Annotated in this window: 21 protein-coding genes; 15 read left to right on the top strand and 6 right to left on the bottom strand. The window is 59.9% G+C overall.

The genetic code is table 11. The annotated features are described in order from the left end of the window. The first annotated feature begins 316 nt into the window (after positions 1-316). Positions 317-1267 (top strand): alpha/beta hydrolase, encoded by a 951-nt coding sequence (locus tag ACO0LO_RS18860; RefSeq protein WP_422966251.1) that lies wholly within the window; start codon positions 317-319, stop codon positions 1265-1267. Positions 1268-1423: 156 nt separating this feature from the next. On the opposite strand, the gene ACO0LO_RS18855 is transcribed toward ACO0LO_RS18860, so the two are convergent. Then, positions 1424-1849 carry a hypothetical protein gene (locus ACO0LO_RS18855; protein ID WP_422966249.1) on the bottom strand — a complete coding sequence of 142 codons (426 nt, stop codon included), beginning with the start codon at positions 1847-1849 and terminating at the stop codon, positions 1424-1426. A gap of 477 nt (positions 1850-2326) precedes the next feature. On the opposite strand from ACO0LO_RS18855, the gene ACO0LO_RS18850 reads away from it, so the two are divergent. The 7 genes from ACO0LO_RS18850 (at position 2327) to ACO0LO_RS18820 (ending at position 9829) form a co-directional block, all read left to right on the top strand. Continuing rightward, positions 2327-3475 carry a GGDEF domain-containing protein gene (locus ACO0LO_RS18850; protein WP_422966248.1) on the top strand — a complete coding sequence of 383 codons (1149 nt, stop codon included), beginning with the start codon at positions 2327-2329 and terminating at the stop codon, positions 3473-3475. 32 nt (positions 3476-3507) lie between these two features. Continuing rightward, on the top strand, positions 3508-3828 hold the full coding sequence (locus ACO0LO_RS18845; RefSeq protein ID WP_422966555.1) for an antibiotic biosynthesis monooxygenase family protein: 321 nt from the start codon (positions 3508-3510) through the stop codon (positions 3826-3828). Positions 3829-4036: 208 nt separating this feature from the next. Next, complete coding sequence (locus ACO0LO_RS18840) at positions 4037-4813, top strand: SDR family NAD(P)-dependent oxidoreductase (RefSeq protein ID WP_422966246.1); 777 nt, start codon at positions 4037-4039, stop codon at positions 4811-4813. A 117-nt stretch (positions 4814-4930) separates the two neighbouring features. After that, positions 4931-5737, top strand: a complete 807-nt coding sequence (locus ACO0LO_RS18835; protein WP_422966244.1) for a substrate-binding periplasmic protein — start codon at positions 4931-4933, stop codon at positions 5735-5737. 150 nt (positions 5738-5887) lie between these two features. Next, a complete protein-coding gene (locus ACO0LO_RS18830) occupies positions 5888-7585 on the top strand; it encodes a molecular chaperone HscC (RefSeq protein WP_422966243.1) in 1698 nt (565 codons plus the stop codon). Between the two features lie 3 nt (positions 7586-7588). Beyond that, on the top strand, positions 7589-9505 hold the full coding sequence (locus tag ACO0LO_RS18825) for a hypothetical protein (RefSeq protein ID WP_422966241.1): 1917 nt from the start codon (positions 7589-7591) through the stop codon (positions 9503-9505). Positions 9506-9547: 42 nt separating this feature from the next. Then, positions 9548-9829, top strand: a complete 282-nt coding sequence (locus ACO0LO_RS18820) for a hypothetical protein (protein ID WP_422966240.1) — start codon at positions 9548-9550, stop codon at positions 9827-9829. A gap of 173 nt (positions 9830-10002) precedes the next feature. On the opposite strand, the gene ACO0LO_RS18815 is transcribed toward ACO0LO_RS18820, so the two are convergent. Both ACO0LO_RS18815 and ACO0LO_RS18810 read right to left on the bottom strand, forming a co-directional pair. Continuing rightward, a complete protein-coding gene (locus ACO0LO_RS18815; RefSeq protein ID WP_422966238.1) occupies positions 10003-10641 on the bottom strand; it encodes a 2OG-Fe(II) oxygenase in 639 nt (212 codons plus the stop codon). A 247-nt stretch (positions 10642-10888) separates the two neighbouring features. Then, positions 10889-11791 (bottom strand): c-type cytochrome, encoded by a 903-nt coding sequence (locus ACO0LO_RS18810; RefSeq protein ID WP_422966236.1) that lies wholly within the window; start codon positions 11789-11791, stop codon positions 10889-10891. Positions 11792-12084: 293 nt separating this feature from the next. Here ACO0LO_RS18810 and ACO0LO_RS18805 point away from each other — a divergent pair, with 293 nt between their 5' ends. From ACO0LO_RS18805 to ACO0LO_RS18790, 4 genes are all read left to right on the top strand, one after another. After that, positions 12085-12408, top strand: a complete 324-nt coding sequence (locus tag ACO0LO_RS18805; protein WP_422966234.1) for an ArsR/SmtB family transcription factor — start codon at positions 12085-12087, stop codon at positions 12406-12408. Beyond that, positions 12405-12821 carry an SRPBCC family protein gene (locus tag ACO0LO_RS18800; RefSeq protein WP_422966232.1) on the top strand — a complete coding sequence of 139 codons (417 nt, stop codon included), beginning with the start codon at positions 12405-12407 and terminating at the stop codon, positions 12819-12821. The genes ACO0LO_RS18805 and ACO0LO_RS18800 overlap by 4 nt, the downstream gene beginning before the upstream one ends. A 76-nt stretch (positions 12822-12897) precedes the next feature. Then, a complete protein-coding gene (locus ACO0LO_RS18795) occupies positions 12898-13128 on the top strand; it encodes a hypothetical protein (RefSeq protein WP_422966230.1) in 231 nt (76 codons plus the stop codon). Between the two features lie 604 nt (positions 13129-13732). Continuing rightward, positions 13733-15406 (top strand): methyl-accepting chemotaxis protein, encoded by a 1674-nt coding sequence (locus ACO0LO_RS18790; RefSeq protein WP_422966228.1) that lies wholly within the window; start codon positions 13733-13735, stop codon positions 15404-15406. 92 nt (positions 15407-15498) lie between these two features. Here the strand turns inward: ACO0LO_RS18790 and ACO0LO_RS18785 are convergent, their stop codons facing one another. Together ACO0LO_RS18785 and ACO0LO_RS18780 are read right to left on the bottom strand one after the other, a co-directional pair. Further along, positions 15499-15672 carry a hypothetical protein gene (locus tag ACO0LO_RS18785; RefSeq protein ID WP_422966226.1) on the bottom strand — a complete coding sequence of 58 codons (174 nt, stop codon included), beginning with the start codon at positions 15670-15672 and terminating at the stop codon, positions 15499-15501. Then, complete coding sequence (locus ACO0LO_RS18780; protein ID WP_422966225.1) at positions 15672-16505, bottom strand: SDR family oxidoreductase; 834 nt, start codon at positions 16503-16505, stop codon at positions 15672-15674. The genes ACO0LO_RS18785 and ACO0LO_RS18780 overlap by 1 nt, the downstream gene beginning before the upstream one ends. 179 nt (positions 16506-16684) lie before the next feature. On the opposite strand from ACO0LO_RS18780, the gene ACO0LO_RS18775 reads away from it, so the two are divergent. After that, positions 16685-17605, top strand: coding sequence for a LysR substrate-binding domain-containing protein (locus tag ACO0LO_RS18775; RefSeq protein WP_422966223.1), 921 nt, complete (start codon positions 16685-16687; stop codon positions 17603-17605). Positions 17606-17740: 135 nt separating this feature from the next. Further along, positions 17741-18085 (top strand): DUF3052 domain-containing protein, encoded by a 345-nt coding sequence (locus ACO0LO_RS18770; protein ID WP_422966221.1) that lies wholly within the window; start codon positions 17741-17743, stop codon positions 18083-18085. A 94-nt stretch (positions 18086-18179) separates the two neighbouring features. Here the strand turns inward: ACO0LO_RS18770 and ACO0LO_RS18765 are convergent, their stop codons facing one another. After that, a complete protein-coding gene (locus ACO0LO_RS18765) occupies positions 18180-18557 on the bottom strand; it encodes a winged helix-turn-helix transcriptional regulator (RefSeq protein ID WP_422966219.1) in 378 nt (125 codons plus the stop codon). 90 nt (positions 18558-18647) lie between these two features. Here ACO0LO_RS18765 and ACO0LO_RS18760 point away from each other — a divergent pair, with 90 nt between their 5' ends. Further along, a complete protein-coding gene (locus tag ACO0LO_RS18760) occupies positions 18648-19787 on the top strand; it encodes an alkene reductase (RefSeq protein WP_422966217.1) in 1140 nt (379 codons plus the stop codon). The last annotated feature ends 56 nt before the right edge of the window (positions 19788-19843 follow it).

The raw sequence follows: 19843 nt of genomic DNA, 5'->3' as shown, positions 1-19843 counted from the left end.
TTTTTATGCTCCCAAAAAAAGAGAAAAGTAGCCTGGATGCAGCGCAGCGAAATCCGGGAGCAAACCGGGGAGCTGAAAAATGTCCGGCACAGACGAAACATCCGCGCTGACAGCAGGCGGAACGACTCCTTCCACGCGCCATGCCCCGGGTTGCGCTATGCTCCACCCAGGCTACCACTGTATCGCCGCAAGCTTGAGCGAAAGCTTCACCATCCCAGCGTTTTTGCAAATCCGAATCTGAAAATAAGATTTTCCGTTTGTATTAGAATCAAGCCGCCGCTAACCGAAGCGGGCTCCATACCAAAAGGATTCCATCATGCGCATGTTCTTCATCAGCCTGCTGTTTGCCGTTTGCTCATCCTCCATGGCCGCGCCGCTGGAGCAGGCCGCCATCCTCGACACGCCCACCGGCAAGATCGTCGGCACGCTGATGCTGCCCAGGCCGGATGGCCGCATGCCGGTGGCTGTCATCGTTGCCGGTTCCGGCCCCACAGACCGCAACGGCAACAGCAATATGCTGCCCGGCCCCAACGACAGCCTGAAGCAGCTGGCGCAGGCGCTGGCCGATGCCGGCATTGCCAGCGTGCGCTATGACAAGCGCGGCATCGCCGCCAGCGCGCTGGCAGGGCCGGTTGAGTCGGCATTGCGGTTTGATGATTATGTCAATGACGCTGCGGCCTGGCTGCAAAAGATGAAGCAGGATGGCCGCTTTTCTTCCGTCGCCATCATCGGCCACAGCGAAGGCTCGCTGATAGCGATGCTCGCCGCGCGGCAGGCGAGGGCAGATGCCTATGTGTCCATCGCCGGCCCTGCGGCGGCAGCGGGCCAGGTATTGCGGCAGCAGTTGCGGCCCAAGCTGAACGGCGAGCTGGCGACGCAAAACGAACGCATCCTGGTCGCGCTGGAGCACGGCAACACCGCAGACAATGTGCCGCCTGCGCTAAACGTGCTGTATCGCCCCAACGTGCAGCCCTACCTGATTTCCTGGTTCAAGTATGAGCCGGCGGCGGAGCTGGCCAAGCTGGACATGCCCACGCTGATCCTGCAGGGTACGACCGACATCCAGGTGCCGGTATCGGAAGCCGAGGCGCTGAAAAAAGCCAGCCCCGCTGCCACGCTGGCGATTGTGCCGGGGATGAACCATGTGCTGAAAATGGTGCCGGCAGATATGCAGCAGCAGATGATGTCGTATTCCAACCCGGCGCTGCCGCTGGCGCCTGAGCTGCGCGATGTGCTGGTCAGCTTTTTGAAGGCCAACCTGAAATAAACCAGGCTAAAGGTAGGGTGCAATAGCGCAGCGTATTGCACTGCATTGGTATTGGTATGCCGCAGGCCCGATTGGAAATGGAAAGTGTCTTTAAGCGCAGGGCGATGGTGCAATACGCTGCGCTATTGCACCCTACCTGGCTACGTTAATGCGTGGCTATTTGCTCCTTGCCTCCAGCCCCAGCGTTTTCCTCATTTCCGGCTGCACTTCTTCAAAGCGGCGCTGGTATTTGTCGGCCGGGTCTTTTTGCGAATACAGTGTCTTTTTCACCGGGTCGTACTTCATGGCTGCACTCATGATGATGTTGCGGCTTTCCACCATGTCAAAGCTGAGGGTATTGGTCTGCGGGTTGTAGCCGGTGGCCACGAGTTTTGCGCCCATGACGTTTTGGCCGTCGCCCGCTATCGTTGCTCCGTTGCTGTCCACATCCAGGTAGATGGCGCGGCCCTTCTTCAGCGCCTGGCCGTTGAATTCCGCATCCGGGCTGGCCCACACGCCGATAATCTCCGCCGGAATCTCGACAGCGGCCTGCACGCAGCAAGCGGCGCAGGCGAGCAGGGCCGCACTTAAGAAATATTTCATCGAGCATCCTTCTTTTATGGGTAAGGCTATCAAGGCAATGTAGCCGCAGGGGCGGCAATACACAAGCCGGCGTTACATTCTGAAATACAGGCACGCCGCTGCGCTCTCCGGGTTTTACACGCCTCTGTCTTTTTACGTGTAAAGCTGCGCCTTGCATCCGATGTTTACAGTGAGCTGCAAGCCATCTTAACCCCAAATACGTTCGTGTACCTGGGCCTGCATCCGTGCTGCATCGTGCGGCTTTTTGGCGGAAACCAGCGCCCATCCTCGCTCTACGCCCCGTTGTTATTGCTACACATCGCATCCCAGCATTCCTGCGTATAATCAGCTTCTTTTTTGGCCCAATCCTTGCTTATATGAAATAAAACCGTTTCCGTGGAGTGCGCTTTACACGGACCTGTCCGCATCCGCATTGACACGGCCGCTCTTTTTATATTTCCCAAGCTACTTGCGCAAACCTTAGTTTTTCCCTTTTCCATGCCTACCGATATTGCCTCCCTGTTATTTGTCCTGACCGTCAGCATGTTGACCATGGCGGTCGCATTGCCGTGGGTGATGGGACAAGTGAACACAGCGGCGCGCCGGGCGCAGCTTGGCGTTATTTTGCAGGCGGCGGGCTGGGTGCTGTTGCTGTCGTCCGGGCTGGTGGAGCAGGGCGCCTGGCTGGACCGCAGCTTGTCCACCCTGTCCATGGCCGGAATTGCCGGCGGCCTGGCCCTGAATGCGCTGGCATTTGACCTGTGGTGCGGCAGGATGGCGCTGGCCCGCGCGCCCACCGTCATCGCCGTGATGCTGACGGTGGGATACTGTATCGGCTTTTCTAGTTATCCATTCCGTGTCGGCTGGGCCAACGGACTGCTTGCCTTGCAGATGCTGATGGTGGCTGCCACGCTGGCGCGCAAGCCGCTGGTGCCGGTGGGCCGCTGGCGCTGGCTGCTCGTGGGTGCGCTGGCCGCGCAGATGGTGGTGACGGCATGGCGTGGCGTGCTGGGCGCTTTCTATACCGAAGCCTTCCCGACCTTCCTGACGCCGCACCCGGTGAATTTTGCGTTTGCCATCGTCGCCAATTCCACCGCGGTATTGTCGCTGGCCGGCATCCTGCTGGCCCACCGTGACGAAGCGGCGCGCGCGCTGGAGCGCCTGGCCACCATCGACGGCCTCACCGGCGTCTTCAACCGCCGGGCGTGGCTGGCGCAATCCAAGGTGGACCTGGCGACCAGCGTGCGCTACGGCCACCCGCTGGCGCTGCTGATGATAGACCTCGATTACTTCAAGAAAATCAACGACAGCCTCGGCCATGAGGCCGGCGACCAGGCCTTGCAGTTTTTTGCGACCGCATTGCAGAAGGCCGGTCGCACCGGCGACGTGATCTGCCGCTACGGCGGCGAAGAATTCTGCGTGCTGATGAGCCATGCCGACCACGCCGCCACCAGGGCCCTGGACCAGCGCCTGCGTGCCTACCTGGCAGAAATGTCGCCGCGCAAGCTCGGTTACGAACTCAGCTACAGCGCCGGCATCGCCATGCGCGATTCCGACCGCGATACGCTGGAAGCGATGCTGCGCCGCGCCGACGAAGCACTCTATAGCGCAAAGGCGCAAGGCCGTTCGCGCACGGTAGATGCGTGAGCCAGCCTATCCCTCCTCATCCGAAAGAGCCCATGTATTCCGCCACCTTCATCTTCGACACCAGGCAGTTTGACGCCGACTTCCACCGCCTGGATGCGCTGATCGCAGAAGCAGCGAAGCAAACGGAAGGCTATCTCGGCGAAGAGGCCTGGGAAGATCCCAACACCGGGCGCATCGCCAATGTCTATTACTGGGAATCCGAAGCCGGGCTCAAGCAATTGATGGCGCACCCCAGCCATATCGAGGCCAAGCGCCGCTATTCGGAATGGCTGGCCGGATACCAGGTCATCATTTCGCAAGTGCTACGCAGCTATGGCGACCAGACCATGGGCCACGTCACGGCGAAGCCGTAAAGCTTTTTATCCCGAACTTCCTGCGCAGGCAGCAGATCACCATTTCCAGATAAGTACCATTCGATCATCAGGCAATCATCAGGCAATCATCAGGCAATCATCAGGCAGCTAACGGCATTTAAGTTGACGTGACAACTAATCGGCTTTAATATGGTTGTCATATCAACCCGCGGAGAGCATGATGCATCGCCAAAACACAAGCGGAAATATGAAAGTCGCCATCGTCACCGGCGCCAACAAGGGCATAGGCAAGGCCATTGCGCGCGGGCTGGCGGACGATGGCTTTGTGGTGTATCTGGGTTCGCGCAATACGCAGCGCGGCGCAGACGTTGCGGCGGAATTGGCTGCAGAGTTGTCTAGGGGGTTATCTCCCATCGCCGGAAGCGGCAAGATCATCGCCATACAGCTGGATGTGACCGATGAAGCCTCCGTCCGGCATGCTGTAGAACAGATAGAAGCCGATTACGGTCACCTGGACGTGCTGGTCAATAACGCCGGCATCAGCGCCGGGCCGGACGTCAAAGGAATTCGTCCACCGGCGGAAGAAACCGCGGCCAACATGCGCGCCGTGTTCGACACCAATGTCTTCGCCGTTGTTACCGTCACCAACCTGTTCCTGCCGTTGCTGCGGCGCGCACCCGCCGCGCGCATCGTCAACATCACCAGCAAGCGCGGCTCGCTGGGCGAAGAGGGCGCCTGGGTCGGCCAGCCCTATATGCCCTACTCAAGCTCCAAGACGGCGCTCAATGCAATTACCGTCCACTATGCCCGCAGCCTGTCACACACCGCCATCAAGGTCAACGGAGCCGCCCCCGGCCACGTCGCCACGGACTTCAACAATTTCCGCGGCACCCGCACACCAGAGCAAGGCGCCGCTGTAGCAGTGCGGCTGGCGCAACTGGGGGCAGATGGCCCTAGCGGGCTGGTGTTTGAGGATGATGTGCAGCTGGCGTGGTGGCGAAGGAGCAATTTGCCTGCTTGGTAGTAAGTTTTTAGCAATATCCAGTAACACAAACTCTATTGCGACGGCGCAACATATCCTTTAGACTCGATCCGCAGCCTGCTTCATAGGTCTGCAGATACCGTTCACATAAGGGCCGCCATGCGTGTTGCAATTGTTCTGGGTTTTCTTTGGCTGCTGTGCCTGGTTCCGGCATTGCATGCAGCAGAGCTCCAGGCGCCTGCCCAGAATCAGACTTATACCGTGTGCGCCGATGCCGAGCCGCCGCCCTGGGCTTACTGGAAGCGGGATGCGGCCGGCAAAAAGACCAAAACCATTACCGGCTCTTCGGTGGAAACTGTGCAGGCCGCATTTGCCATGATGGGCAAGGCCGTGCAGTTCGATGGCGACATGCCGTGGAAGCGCTGCCTGATGATGGTGGAAACCGGCAAGGTCGATTTTGCGATGGACGGCTATTACGACGATGAGCGCGCACAGCGTTTTGATTATTCCGTCCACTACAACACGCTGACGCCGCAGGTCTTCTTCCGCGCGGACAATCCGATTGTTATAGCAAGCGTTGCCGATCTCAAGAATTTCCGCGGCTGCGGCGTGCTGGGCGCCAGCTATGCGCACTATGGGCTCAAGCCCGATGAACTCGATCTGGGCACAGGTTACGATTCGCTGGTGCGCAAGCTCAACGCCAGGCGCTGCGATTATTTTGTCGAAGAACTGGAAGTGGTGTCCGCTTACCGGATGATAGGCATTGATTACCTGTCCGACCCCAGGATACGGCATGCGCCGGTGCCGGGCGCCAGGGCGCCATCCAAATACCTGATCACCGGCAAGAACAGCAGGGGCGCACAATTGCTGCCGCAGCTGAACGAGGCGCTGACGGCGCTGATCAAATCCGGCGAGGCAGCGGCGATCTGGAAACGGCATGCGGGCAAGCTGCCGTACGTGCCCTAGCTGCCTTGAAAACCCACAGCTTGCGGCGCGGGCATGTCCGGTGCTTGTTAAACTTGGGTTTGCCCTGTTATTCTTTCCATCAGTATGTAGAAATTTCTTGTCAACCTTATGCGCTGCGGTTTTGGGGCGCCTGCACATCTTAGGGCCAACGTGATAGTCGGGATCGATCTGGGCACCACCAACAGTTTAGTCGCCGTGTGGCGCGACGGCAAAGCGCACATCATACCGAATGCGCTGGGGCAGGCGCTGACGCCATCGTGCGTCGGCATCATGGATGACGGCAGCATTTCGGTCGGCGCGGCTGCGCGGGAAAGGCTGCAAACCCATCCGCTGCAAACCGCTGCGCTGTTCAAGCGTTACATGGGCACCAACCGTTCCACGCAGCTGGGCAAGCAGGTTTTCCGCGCCGAAGAGCTGTCTTCCTTCGTACTGCGCGCATTGAAGGCGGATGCTGAAGCCTACCTGGGCGAGCCGGTAACGGAAGCCATCATCACCGTGCCTGCGTATTTCAGCGATGCGCAGCGCAAGGCCACCCGCATTGCCGGCGAGCTGGCTGGGCTGAAGGTGGAACGGCTGTTGAACGAACCCACGGCCGCCGCGCTGGCCTATGGCCTGCAGACCAAGGATGAATCCAAGTTCCTCGTGTTCGACCTCGGCGGCGGCACCTTCGATATTTCCATCCTGGAGCTGTTTGAAGGCGTGATGGAAGTGCGTGCCAGCGCCGGCGACAATTCTCTTGGCGGCGAGGATTTTGCAGACCTGTTACGCAAGAATTTCCTGGAAAAAAACGGCCTGCACAAGACGGAGCTGCCGCCGGAATTCAACCAGCGCCTGCGCGCCGTGGCCGAGCGCGCCAAATGCGCGTTGAGCGATGCGCCGGAAGCGAAGATGCAGTTGCAGGCCGATGGCGGCACGCATGAATGGACACTGACACAGGAAGAGTTCCACAAGCTGGCAGAGCCGCTGCTGGAACGCCTGCGCCAGCCTATCGAGCGCGCACTGCGCGATGCGCGCATCATGCCGGCCGAGCTGGATGCCGTGGTGCTGGCCGGCGGCGCCACGCGCATGCCGATGCTGCGGCGCATGGTCAGCCGCATGTTCGGCCGCTTCCCGGTGGTGGACCTGAACCCGGATGAAGTCGTGGCGATGGGTGCCGCGGTGCAGGCCGGCCTGAAGATGCGTGATGCGGCGCTGGACGAAGTGGTGATGACGGATGTGTCGCCCTACACGATGGGCATGGAAGTATCTCGCCAGCTGAGCCCAAAGCAGCATGCCGGCGGCTATTACTCTCCCATCATAGAACGCAACAGCGTGGTGCCCGTCAGCCGCGTATCGCGCGTGGTGACGGTGGCGGACAACCAGAAGGAGCTGGCCCTGCGTGTGTTCCAGGGCGAATCCGCGATGGTGGCAGACAATGTCTTCCTGGGCGAGCTGCACATTCCCGTGCCGCCGCGCCCGGCAGGCGAAGTGGCGCTGGATATACGATTCACCTATGACGTTAACGGCCTACTGGAAGCCGAAGTGTTGGTGCTGGAAACCGGCGCCACGCATACACTGGTGATACAGGAAAACCCCGGCGTCATGAGCGAGCAGGACATCCGCGAACGCCTGGCGTTTTTGCAGACCATCAAGATTCATCCGCGCGACCAGGCGCAGAACCGCACGACAATGGCCCGGGCGGAACGCGTGTACCAGCAACTGCTGGGCGCGGACCGCGATTATGTCGGCGACGCCATCGCCGCCTTCCGCGGTGCGCTGGAATCGCAAGAGCCGGAACGCATTCGCAATGTGCGCAAAGAAGTCAGCCGCCTGCTGGACCAGGTGGAGGGCGTTTCCCTGTTTGAGTAGCGCGTGATCAACCACTACACCGAGGCCCCGGAATGGGCCGTGCTGCACATGGAACCGGACGCGGATGCGCGCAACATCAAGCGCGCCTACGCGCGGCGGCTGAAAGTGGTGCGCCCGGACGACGATGCCGCAGCCTTCCAGGAGCTGCGCGCTGCCTATGAGTGGGCGCTGGAGCTGGCTGCCTACCTGGCATCGCAACCGCAGGCTCCGCAGCAAGACCAGCCACAGGATCAGCAGCAGCAAGGCACGGAGCAGAACGCCGCGCAATCTGAAGCGCCTTCGCAGCAATTGGCGCCGCTACCGGCGGACGTGCCGGAACAGCCGCAGGCAGCGGCCGACGGAGCATTACAGCCTGTGCAGCCGCAGATAGCGGATCCGCTTGCTGCGCCCGCGCCCGCAAAAACCATCGTACTGCAGCCCAGCCTGGATTTTCCTTACCAGCCCGAGCAGCCCATTTTTTTAACGCCGCGCGAGGCCTGGCAACTTGCGGGGCAGATGTGGCAGGATTTTGTCAAGGACAGCCTAGAGCGCCATGAGCCGGTACAGGTGGAAAAAGACACGCTCGGCGCCGTCACGCAGGCGCTGAAAGATATCCTGCGCAGCGACGACATGGAACCGCTGATCGCCCGCACCGAGTTGCACCATTTCGCCATCCACTATTGTGCCGATGAGAACGCAGCACCGTTGATACGCCTGGCCTGCCTGGCCGCCTTCAACTGGGAAGGCGAACGCGACTACCTGCATTCCTACGCTGCGGCGCCAGCTTGGCTGGCCATCAACCGCGCCATCGCCGACCAGCAATACCAGGAGATGTTCGTCGCCTCCGTGCTGACCGAATCCGACAAGCTGCTGATAGAGCCGGGCCCGCCCCGCATCCGCTGGCACAAATTCTATTTCTCCAAATTCCGGCAAGAGCTGGGCGAAACCCTGAACGAAATCCGCACAAAAAAGCGCGAGCTGGAAATCTACCGCATAGGTACCCCCAAGCTGGAAATTTGGGCTGAGGCTGTGTTCCGTCCCTGGCCGCAATTGAACTATTACATGTGGGCGCTGGGCATAGGCTATTTCCTGGCCTCGCTGGGCACTAAGCTGCTCCAGGAAAGCGGCCTTCCTGCCAGTCTCGGCTGGGGGCTGTTTATGCTGGCGTGGTCATTGCCGGCGGTGCTGCTGCTTGTTTATCCGCGCTTTTTATACCCGCTGCGCAACCGCGTGGACATCGGCGTCGTGCAAGGCGAAAAATCCCGCTACGGCGTATGGCTGGCGCACGTTGCGCTTTCGCTGCTGGCGTTTGCACTGGTTTATCTGCCGCCGGTCTTGTCAGACGGTTTTATTGCCGCAGCCTTCGGACTGGCGCTTGCCAACCTCATTGTCCGGTATGGCTTCAATGTACAGATACTGGTCACCGTGTTGATGTTTGCGCTGTGGTCCGGCATGGGTGTGGTCGGCGCGTTGATGCCATTTCTGCAGGAAAGGGCTTTTTTTGCGGTGGCGCTGGCGCCTGGCCTGCTGATGGCGGCGCCGGTACCTCTATTTCGCTTTTACGGCAAACCGCTGCAGGACAGGCAAAACCGCCTCATCCTGCTGGCCAGCGGCCTGGCCCTAGTGGGTGTGCAAGTGCTGGCAGGACTTTACCTGCCCCTGCCGGCCGCCATTGCAGGCTGGTGCTGGGTGCTGCTGGCGGCACAGGCGTGCGACCTGTCGTTTACCTTCATCACCCGTTTGCAGGGGAGGGCGGGCGCCTTCCTGTGGATGATATGCACCTTCGGTATTTTTTATTTGCCGTGGGCTGTCCTTCCCAAGGGGTATGTGGAATGGACTGTGGCCGGCATGCTGCGCCTGCAGGCGTCGCTGGCGCTAGGCCTGCTGATCGGCCTGGCGCAAGACCTGATCGCACAACGCAAGGCGGCGAAAAATGCCTGAACGTTTTCCTTCAATCTCATCTTTTCCGGAATACTTATCATCATGGCCGCTGAACACCTGATCGCCACCTGGGCAACCACACTGCGCCACCTGGCCTCCGCCCGATTCCACCTGCCGCACACCATGGGTTCGGCAGAGGCAAGCGCCGCCAACGCGCGCTTCAATGCCTACGTGGACGAGAATGAACTGGAGCTGGCGCTGGACGAAGCAGAAACCCTGGGCAGTCTGTGCCAGGCGCCGCCGGCATTCTGGAAAGAGTTGCAACTGGCCGCAGCGAATATGAGGCTGGCCGATAGCGAAGCGCGGTATGCAGCGCTTTGTTGAACCCAAAAAATGCAATAATCCCAGGCAGGGTGTGTTAGTGCAGCGCAGCGTATAGCGCAACGCATCGTGTGCCTGCCAAGCAAGACCAGCAACAAATTTCCTGCTATGGCGCAAGAAAATCCAGCCTCGCCCCCAGGGGCAAAAAGCGGTGCGTTACGCTTCGCTAGCACACCCTACATAGTGATCCCTGCTCGCCGCCGGAACCAGCCCGCCAGCGATATCCTGTCCCGCGTGGCCGGCAGCACTTCGTGCAGCATGTCGGCAGACAGGAACAGCACCATGCGGCTGGCCAGCGGTGCGATGTCTTCCGTGTTTTTTCCTTCAGGATGCAGGCGCAGCGCGCCGCCGTCTGCTGGCCGCCAGTCCTGGTTCAGGTAGATGACGACCGATACCGTACGGCAGTCGTCATCGCGAAATCGGTCCAGGTGCTTCAGGTAGCCGGCGCCGGGCGCATAAAAGGCGAAATGGCTTTCGTAGTCGTGCAGCCCCAGGAACAGGCTGCGGTTCAGGCTCATGCGCAATTCTTCCATGATCTGCAGATAGCGGTCGCAGGCGACCGATTGCCCGGCGGCGAGCCAGGCGATGCGGTCGCTGCGGATGCCGGCGCGCACCGTCTGCGCCGTGCCGCGTCCTACGCCGGCTGCAGCCAGCGCGCCGCTGGCATTCAGCACGCGGCATTCCGCCTCCAGCAACAGCGTCAATTCCTGCGGTAAAAAGATATTGTGCTGCGACCAGCCGTGTGCGGCCAGGTTGCCGGCCATCGCCGATTGCGCGGCATCGCTGAAGTGCCCGGTGGGGGAGTGTAAGGGCATTGGCAGGACTTTCCTGGTGGCTTAACTGCTGATCGCCAATAGCCCAGGATTGTCATTGTCTGTTCTAACGCCGTACCGCTGATACAGACAGTCCGCAGAGGAGGGTTGCCTGCTTGCCGCAAGACCTTGTCTCCGGCGCAGTCATAGTACCACTGATGCCGATGCACACTGGAATAAGGATTTTTACGAACCTATGCCCAGTGTGTACCCGGCTTGATGTGCCGCCTGCACGGCGAGCATTGAGGCTTCAGCGCAGCCCTGCGTCCCGGGGCAGCAGCGTTTTCAGGTAGGCGTACAGTGCGAACACGTCGGTATCGTTGAGCTCCTTCAGCGACTGGAAGGGCATCACCTTGTTGATGGCCGTGCCGTTGGGCCGCTGGCCGCTGCGGAACATGGCGGCCAGTGCCTGTGGTGTAGCATAGGCTGTCATCGCGCTGCCTTTGCCGGGCGTCAGGTTGGCGGCGGCTGGCCAGTTCGGCGGGCCGCCGGGTATCTTGCCGCCGCTAAACTGCGCGCCGTGGCAGCCTGCACAATTCTTGGCGACGTAGGCGCCGTATTCGGCCGTCACCGCCGCTGGCACGGCCTGTTCCGGCGGCAGTGCATGGTTGATGGGTTCGGAAGAGTCGTGCACGATGCCAGCCGCATACAGCAGCTTCATCGGCAGTGGCAGTTGTATTACCGCCGGGTTGCCGGGCAACGGCGGCAGCTGTTTCGTGTAGACCACCAGCGCCGCCACGTCATCATCCGACATGCGGTTGTAGTCTTCGCTGGGCATGATCATCAACGGCCTGCCGTCCGGCCGCACGCCATGGCGTATGGTGCGGGCCCAGTCTGCCGGCTGGTAGTTGCGGGTCACGCTGTCCGGGCCGGGCGTGATATTGGGCGCCACCACCAGCATGCTGCCTGATTTGATCACCTCATGCCCGCCGCCGCTGGCGCCATGGCATTCCGCGCAGCCGCGTGAATTGAACAGGTAGCGGCCCAGTTCCAGTTTGGCCGGATCGGCGCTCAGCACGATAGGCACCGTCGGCACCTCCACCTTGCGCGCCAGTTTGCGCTCGCCCAGTTGCACACCCACCAGCACGGCAGCCGCACCGGCAACGATGACGGCGCCAACAACAATGCCGCTCCATTTGAGCCATTTCTTCATGTGATTTCCCCGTAGTGAGTGGCGAGTTGGAAGCTTATTGTTAGCTTTTAGTCTACTAATCTAACATGGCGGATGCAGCGTGACGCAGTTTTTAGAGGGAATACGGCACAAATGAGACATTGATTGATCAGGGGAAATACATCGATGCAGGGCCAAGGCTAAGGCCATCGCGTAGCACGCTTATGCTGCGCGCGTGCTGTCTTCGCATGTGGAAACGCCTGAAAATCCTGTCTTGACAATCCATAACTGTATGGTTATGATTAACGCATAACCAAATAGTTATGGATTGCCTGATGCAAATAAACCCCGATGCCGTCTTCAAATCCCTTGCCGACCCGACCCGGCGCGCGCTCTTTGAGCGACTGAGCCGGGAAGGGGAACAAACGGTAGGAGTGTTGACGGGTAGTTCCGGCGTTTCACAGCCGGCGGTGTCCAAGCATCTGGGGATACTGAAACAGGCGGGCCTGGTGAGCGCGCGGCACGAAGGGCGCGAGACGCATTACAGCGTCCAGCCGAATGCACTCGCGCCGCTGGCGGACTGGATGCGTTTCTACGGCCGCTTCTGGAACGAACGGTTTGATGACCTTGAAAACTTACTGAAAAGGATGGACCAATGAGCACTGCTGCGACCGAAACGCTCTCCGTCGTTGTTGAACGCGAGATCCCTTATCCTCCCGAAAAAATCTGGCGCGCGCTGACGCAGCCGCACCTGATCGAAGAGTGGTTGATGAAAAATGATTTCATGCCCGCCATCGATCATCGCTTTCAGCTGCGTGCAGACTGGGGCACGGTGGAGTGCCAGGTGCTGGAAGTAGAGCCGAACAAAACCTTGACCTACACCTGGGCCGCCCTCGGTCTTGCGAGTGTTGTCACGTGGACGCTCAGCCCCACAGGCTCAGGCGCGGGAACGCAGCTGCGGATGGAACAGTCGGGTTTCCGGCCGGATCAGCAGCAGGCCTACCACGGCGCCAAAGCCGGATGGCCGCACTTCTTCGCTGCCATGGAACGGGTGCTGGCGCGGCTGGAATAATCTCTGCCTGCATTCATCGTGTGCACAGTATGTACAACGCGCCGGACCTGTGCCGGCGCCTCACCAGGAGCTTCCCGTGATCATCAGTAACTGGATTCGGCAAGGCCACCGCTGGGTGTCCATTGTCTTCACCTTGACCGTTATCGCCAATTTTGTCGTCCGCGCAAAGGGGGAGCCGCCGCTGTGGGTCACCTACTCGCCTTTGCCGCCGCTGTTCCTGCTGCTATTCAGCGGCCTGTATATGTTTGCGCTGCCTTATGCTGCCAGATGGCGCAATGCATCGGCGCACGGCGCTGAAAAAGCGTAAGGCCACAGCAGTGACACAGCAACCCTAGCAGTCGTAGCAGTCGTAGCCTGGGTGGAGCGCAGCGCAACCCGGGGCAGTGTTCGCGCAGCAAGCCTTTCAGCTTGCTGATCATCACATGCATTGGCGCCGCTCCATCTGTTCCAGCGCTCCCGTTTCGCTCCCGTATTTCTCTGCGCTGCATCCGGGCTACTTTTCTCTTACACGAAACCACACCGCAAATGATTGGCGCGACGTGCCTATGTGCGTTTGCGTTTTTATTGAACAAAACCGATTTATTTCACCTCTCTAATAATGAGCGAAGCACAATTTAATGACGCACAATTTCAGTGCGTGCATTGGATGTGCCATTCAAAAGTAACCCAGATTCTGCCTCGTTATTGGGAGATAAATGACAGCTGTATGACATGCTTCGGAAATTGATAACATGCTCAAATAGTTTTCTCATTTATTCAACATGTTTAACAAATTTTTCCAGATAAATCGTGATATTGTCCCGGAGCTTTTTGCGTTGCGGCCATAAGCTGCCTCGCCACACGTAAAGCCCATGACAGGGATGGGCTGCTTTACTTGTCCAACACTCCAACAAAAATATCTGGAATATTTCATGAACAATTTGACGGTGCGCGCCAAGCTGACGCTGGCTTTTGGCGGGCTGGCCTTGATGGTGCTGCTCATCGCAGGGCTGGCTTTAAAAACGCTGGGCGATGCCAATGCCCGCTTTGAAGACTATGTGAACGGCATCAACGCGCGGGCAAACATGGCGCACCTGGTGCGCGAGGCGATAGACCTGCGCGCCATTGCCGCCCGCAACCTGGTGCTGGTCACCAAGCCTGAAGATATCGCGCTGGAAAAAGATGTGGTCTTCAAGGCGCATGCCGAAGTGGGCGCCAATCTGGCCAAGCTGAAGAAGCTGGCCGAAGACAAGAGCACGGCCGAAGAAGCGCACCGCATGATTGCGGAGATAGACCGCATAGAACAAGCCTACGCACCCGTCGCGCTCAGCATCGTGGATCTGGCGCTGAATAAAAAAGACGAAGAAGCCATCGTCAAGATGAACAATGAGTGCCGTCCCTTGCTGGCGGCCTTGGTGAAAGTATCCAACGCCTATTCCAGCTATGCAGGTGAGCGCTCCGCCCAACTGGTAGCCGCGGCAGAGGCGGAATATGCAGTGCAAAGAAATTACCTCATCTTCGGCAGCCTGGTTGCCATCATTGCCGCCATGGCAGCCGGCTTCCTGATTACACGCAGCCTGGCAAAGGCGCTGGGCGCCGAGCCTGCAGAACTATGCGAAGTAGTCGGCCGCGTGGCCGATGGCGACCTGACGACACGGCTGAGCATCCGCAGCGGCGACACCGCCAGCGTACTGGCCGCTGTCAGCCGCATGCAGATGTCGCTGACGCGCGTAGTCTCCACTGTACGGCAGGATGCGGAAAGCGTTTCCACCGCCTCCTCTGAAATCGCTTCCGGCAACAACGACCTGTCTTCCCGCACCGAGCAACAGGCCGGCTCGCTGGAAGAAACTGCATCATCGATGGAAGAGCTCACCGCCACGGTAAAACAGAACGCCGACAACGCGCGCCAGGCCAGCGGCCTTGCCGTATCCGCATCCGACGTGGCGATCAGAGGTGGCGCCGTAGTGTCGCAGGTGGTGGACACGATGGCGTCCATCAATGAATCTTCCAAGAAGATCGTGGACATCATCAGCGTCATCGACGGCATTGCCTTCCAGACCAATATCCTGGCACTGAACGCCGCCGTGGAAGCAGCGCGCGCCGGCGAGCAGGGCAGGGGCTTTGCCGTGGTCGCCAGCGAAGTGCGCAACCTGGCGCAGCGCAGCGCCGGTGCCGCCAAGGAAATAAAAACGCTGATCGGCGATTCGGTAGAGCGCGTGGACACAGGTTCCAGGCTGGCGGACGAAGCCGGCGAAACCATGAAAGAAGTGGTGCAAAGCGTCAGGCGCGTGACCGACATCATCGGAGAGATCGCCGCCGCCAGCCAGGAACAGACCGCCGGCATCGACCAGATCAACCGTTCCGTCATCGAAATGGACAACATGACGCAGCAGAATGCGTCGCTGGTGGAAGAAGCCGCCGCCGCGGCAGAATCCATGCAGCAGCAGGCCGGCAACCTGGTCAACGCCGTCAGCGTGTTCAAGATTGACGGTGCGCAGACGGCTTCAGCCGTTGTGCAAAAACTGCCGGCACGCCGCGCAACAGCCTCTGCTCCTGCGCATGTTCTGGCGGAGCGCGACAGTGTGAAACGTCTGTCGTCGATGTAGCAGTGGCGGCAGGATAAAGAAGGGCATGCGCAATGTATGTTGCGCATGCCCTTTTTATTGCGGGTGCGTGTTCTTGCCGCGAGGGTGCCGTACTAGGCGCAGTGCCGCATATCCTCGGTCTCTCGGTCTGCAGCACCGAGGGACAGCAGTTCTTCTATCGGCGCGGGCCGGTGCGTCAGGTAGCCTTGCGCATAGTCTATGCCCGTTGCGCGCAGCTTTTCCAGCACGGCAGGCCGAAAGAGCCTGCTGCCCTTTTGGCCCGGCATCAGCGCATCATGAACTGCGAGCGCATCAACTGCATATAGTCGGCCTCGGTGCTTTCGCGGCGTGCCTTCACCAGCGGCTTGATGTCGTCGGTGGCCACATAGCGCAACTGGTCTGTGCCGTCCGTAGCGGCCTGGTAGATAACCTTGGCCACATCTTCTTCCGTTGCCAGCCGCTGGCCTCGCAAACCCGCAAAGACAGCGCTGGTGGCGGTGATGAAGGCATCGTAATCCGGCAGCGTGCTTGCATGGCCGGCTTCCGCGCCGCTGCGCTGGCCGAAGCTGGTGCTGATCACGCCGCCCGGCTCCACCACCTTGACGGTGATGCCCAGCGGCGCCAGCTCATACGACAGCGATTCAGAAAAGCCTTCCAGCGCAAACTTGCTGGCACTGTACAGCGAGATCATCGGCAGCGTAAACACGCCTGCGCCGGAACTGATGTTGATAATGGTGCCGGCCTTGTGATGGCGGAAGTGCGGCAACAGCGCGCGCGTCACATCCATGACGCCGAAGACATTGACGTCGAACTGCTCCCTGATCTTGTCGCCCGACATGGCCTCAAACACGCCGAACAGGCCGAAGCCCGCATTATTGACCAGCGCATCAATGCGGTCGAATCGCGCAATACCCGCGGCCACGGCTTGGTCTATGCTGGCTGCATCCTGCACGTCCAGCCGCGTCACCAGCACGCCGTCCATCGCCGCCAGGTCTGCACCTGCGTCGCACTCGGTATTGCGCATGGTGGCAATCACGTTCCAGCCCTGGCGGGCAAAGTATAGTGCGCTGGTTTTGCCAAAGCCGGACGAGCAGCCGGTAATCAATACGGTTTTTTTCATCGAAATATCCTTGTTGTGTGCGGAAGAGAAAAAGCTGAGGCGAGTATAGGCCGCTGGCATTGTGCGAACAATCCGTTTAATATTGGATGAGTTGATGAAAGAAATCGAACAATGAAGTGTGACCGATGAAGCACACAATGAAACTCCAACAATGAAACGCAAACAGTGAAGTGCACACCATGAAACGTGCCGGCCTCATCGAATTGAATGCCGTTGTGGCCGTGGCGGCGCAGCGTAGCTTTCGCAAGGCCGCTGCCGAGCTGGGCATGTCGCCATCCGCGCTCAGCCATGCAGTATCCAGCCTGGAAGAGCGCATGGGCGTGCGCCTGTTTAACCGCACCACGCGCAGCGTTGCGCTGTCCGAGGCGGGCGCGCAATTCCTCGCCCGCGTCAGCCCGGCGCTGGAACAGATCACTGACGCCATGGCCGGCGTCAACGAATTCCGCGACACGCCCTCCGGCACCATACGGCTGAATGCATCCGAAGGCGCGGCGCAAATCCTGCTTGCGCCTGTCGTGCTGGAGTTCTTGCGGCGCTATCCCGATATGCAAGTCGATATCGTCACCGAAGGCCGCATGGTGGACATCGTCGCCGAAGGTTTTGATGCCGGCATACGCGCCGCCGAGCACGTTCCGCTGGACATGGTGGCGGTAGATTGCAGCCCGCCGATACGCTTCGTCGTCGCCGGCGCGCCATCCTACTTTGCCGGCCGCGCCAGACCGCAGACGCCGGGCGACCTGCACAGCCACACCTGCATCCGTACCCGCCTGCCCGGCGGCGCGCTGTACCGCTGGGAATTCCAGCGTGGCGCAGACAAGATAGAGATAGACCCCGCTGGCCCATTGACGCTGGACAACCACCACCTGATGACGGCGGCCGCCGTGCAGGGCGCCGGCCTCATCTGGACCAGCGAATGGCACGTCGCCGAACTGGTCGCCGCCGGCAAGCTGGAAACCGTGCTGCAGCCCTGGTCGCCGCAATCCTCCTGCCTGCGCTTGTATTACCCTACCCACCGGCACGTGCCCGCAGGCATGAAAGCCTTCCTGGAAATACTGCGTGAAGTGGCCGGCAGCTACAAGGCACCCGCACAAGGCCGCTGAACCCCGACAGCTATTCTGCGATGATATCCGGAAACGTCCATCCAACCCATCGACGAGGCCACCCATGGCAACGCAAAGCACCGGCACTCAGGCACCCCGCTGGCAAAGAAGCTCGGCATCACCGAAGGCAGCAAGGTGTTCGTCCACAATGCGCCGGCAAGCTACCAGCACCTGCTGCAACCCCTGCCGCCAGGCGTTCTGTTTGAAAAAACACTCACCTCACAAACCGACATTGCTCACATCTTCTGCGACAAGAAAGCAGACCTGCAAGCCGCGCTTGCAGCAGCGCGCACGCGCATCAAGCCAAATGCCGCAGTATGGGTGTCCTGGCCCAAGAAGGTATCCAAGGTGCCCACCGACATCACGGAAGACACGATCCGCAAACTGGCCTTGCCGATGGGGTTTGTGGATGTGAAAGTGTGTGCGGTAGATGAGGTGTGGTCGGGGTTGAAGCTGGTGATTCGCAAGGAGCTTCGGTAGGGGATTAGCTTTTTGTTCTTGATCGTATATTTTATCTGCTGGCAATAGTTAATAAGCAATAACCACCAATAGCCATAGACGTTTTGAAATAAATTCAGACCGTACGATCCCGCACAACCGCATTGCATGGCAGAAGCCTATGAACCTCGTCGAGCTCCCTGGCGTGATGGGCTCCCCATTCGATGAGGGATTCCAGGATGGGGCGCAGGCTTTCGCCAAGCGGAGTGAGCAGGTATTCAACCCCCTGGCGATCCTCGGCGCTGGGCTGCCCGTTCACCACACCATGTTCCTCCAGCGCTCGCAGTTGTTCGATCAGCACCTTCTGTGAGATGCCGGCAATGCGCTTCTCCAGTTCACAAGTACGTTGCGGGCCATCCAGCAGCACGTGAAGGATGACCGCCTTCCAGCGCCCTGAGAGGACACCCAGCGTGCGCTCAACCGGCAAGCCCGGCAATCTCTTGATGATCTTCATTTGCTTCCACTGACTAATTGGTGTGTAGAGGGCAACGGCATTCGAAAAGTACACTTTTGTTTCGATCAATACCGACCCGAAGAACTGTCTATGATAAACCTGTTTGAACCTCAACTGCTTGGCGCCACCGTTCCGCTGAAGAACCGCATTGTCATGGCGCCAATGACGCGCACGCGCACATCCGAAGGCGATGTCCCGAACCAGATGATGGCGACCTATTACGGGCAACGGGCCGGTGCCGGCCTGATCGTGTCCGAGGTGATCAACGTCGCTCCCTCTAGCAAGGGTTACGCATTGATGCCTGGCATCTACACGGAGGCTCAGCGGCAGGGCTGGCGTTTGGTGACCGATGAGGTTCATCACCACGGCGGCGCGATATTCGCGCAGATATTCCACGTCGGCAGGATGGCGCACCCTTCACTCATGCCGAACGGCGAGGATCCCTGGGGCGTGACTGAGGAAAGGGCGGAACACTCGGACGTCTTTGCGCACGACCAGGATGGCAAGTTGAGCTACATTCCTGCAGGCACGCCGAGGCGTATCCGGACGGATGAAGTTTCGGCCCTGGTCGACACCTTTTCCCAGGCTTTTGCGAACGCACGGCAGGCCGGTTTTGATGGTGTCGAAATCCACGCCGGCAACGGCTATCTGTTCGACCAATTCATGAATTCGGCGCTCAATACGCGTACCGATCGCTACGGCGGAGGCAGCGTAGAAAATCGTACGCGGTTCCTGATGGAAGTCGTTGAAGCGGCTGTGCGTGAATGGGGGCCGGGGCACGTTGGCGTTCGCATGTCTCCCTTCGGCCAGTTTAACTCCATGCCAGCCGATCCACTTGTCGAGGAAACGTTGCTGTTCGCCAGCGAGCAGTTGGGGCGCCACGGGGTCGCATATCTGCACCTGGTCTACGAGTTGATGCCTATCGGCAACATGGAGACCGGCGAGTTCAAGAAACACCACATCTCCCACTCTGTGCTTGCCCAGGTTCGGGCGGCGTTTCCCGGCGCAATCATCTGGTGCGGCGGCTTCAATGACCGCGAGGGCGCCCAAACTGCACTCGACACCGGCCTGGTGGACCTGATCGCCTTTGGCAGACCCTATATCGCCAACCCCGACCTCGCCGATCGTCTCAAGCACGGCTGGCCGTTGGCCGAAGCGGACCGGTCAACTTATTACACCCGGCGTGGTGAAATAGGTTATACGGACTTCTCTGCGTATTCCGGCCAGTAGCGGGGTTTGTGGCGTTGGTGACCCGCCGACGCCTACTGATGGGCAGTGTCCCGCGA

Origin of the sequence: Undibacterium sp. TJN25, from assembly GCF_049339885.1 — a bacterium.
Lineage (GTDB): Bacteria > Pseudomonadota > Gammaproteobacteria > Burkholderiales > Burkholderiaceae_D > Undibacterium.
This window is presented reverse-complemented; position numbering and strand designations above follow the sequence as displayed.

Coding starts and splice junctions, on each gene's coding strand:
- ACO0LO_RS18860 (WP_422966251.1), top strand. CDS start 317: ATGCGCATGTTCTTCATCAGCCTGCTGTTTGCCGTTTGCTCATCCTCC.
- ACO0LO_RS18855 (WP_422966249.1), bottom strand. CDS start 1,849: ATGAAATATTTCTTAAGTGCGGCCCTGCTCGCCTGCGCCGCTTGCTGC.
- ACO0LO_RS18850 (WP_422966248.1), top strand. CDS start 2,327: ATGCCTACCGATATTGCCTCCCTGTTATTTGTCCTGACCGTCAGCATG.
- ACO0LO_RS18845 (WP_422966555.1), top strand. CDS start 3,508: ATGTATTCCGCCACCTTCATCTTCGACACCAGGCAGTTTGACGCCGAC.
- ACO0LO_RS18840 (WP_422966246.1), top strand. CDS start 4,037: ATGAAAGTCGCCATCGTCACCGGCGCCAACAAGGGCATAGGCAAGGCC.
- ACO0LO_RS18835 (WP_422966244.1), top strand. CDS start 4,931: ATGCGTGTTGCAATTGTTCTGGGTTTTCTTTGGCTGCTGTGCCTGGTT.
- ACO0LO_RS18820 (WP_422966240.1), top strand. CDS start 9,548: ATGGCCGCTGAACACCTGATCGCCACCTGGGCAACCACACTGCGCCAC.
- ACO0LO_RS18815 (WP_422966238.1), bottom strand. CDS start 10,641: ATGCCCTTACACTCCCCCACCGGGCACTTCAGCGATGCCGCGCAATCG.
- ACO0LO_RS18810 (WP_422966236.1), bottom strand. CDS start 11,791: ATGAAGAAATGGCTCAAATGGAGCGGCATTGTTGTTGGCGCCGTCATC.
- ACO0LO_RS18805 (WP_422966234.1), top strand. CDS start 12,085: ATGCAAATAAACCCCGATGCCGTCTTCAAATCCCTTGCCGACCCGACC.
- ACO0LO_RS18800 (WP_422966232.1), top strand. CDS start 12,405: ATGAGCACTGCTGCGACCGAAACGCTCTCCGTCGTTGTTGAACGCGAG.
- ACO0LO_RS18790 (WP_422966228.1), top strand. CDS start 13,733: ATGAACAATTTGACGGTGCGCGCCAAGCTGACGCTGGCTTTTGGCGGG.
- ACO0LO_RS18785 (WP_422966226.1), bottom strand. CDS start 15,672: ATGCCGGGCCAAAAGGGCAGCAGGCTCTTTCGGCCTGCCGTGCTGGAA.
- ACO0LO_RS18780 (WP_422966225.1), bottom strand. CDS start 16,505: ATGAAAAAAACCGTATTGATTACCGGCTGCTCGTCCGGCTTTGGCAAA.
- ACO0LO_RS18775 (WP_422966223.1), top strand. CDS start 16,685: ATGAAACGTGCCGGCCTCATCGAATTGAATGCCGTTGTGGCCGTGGCG.
- ACO0LO_RS18765 (WP_422966219.1), bottom strand. CDS start 18,557: ATGAAGATCATCAAGAGATTGCCGGGCTTGCCGGTTGAGCGCACGCTG.
- ACO0LO_RS18760 (WP_422966217.1), top strand. CDS start 18,648: ATGATAAACCTGTTTGAACCTCAACTGCTTGGCGCCACCGTTCCGCTG.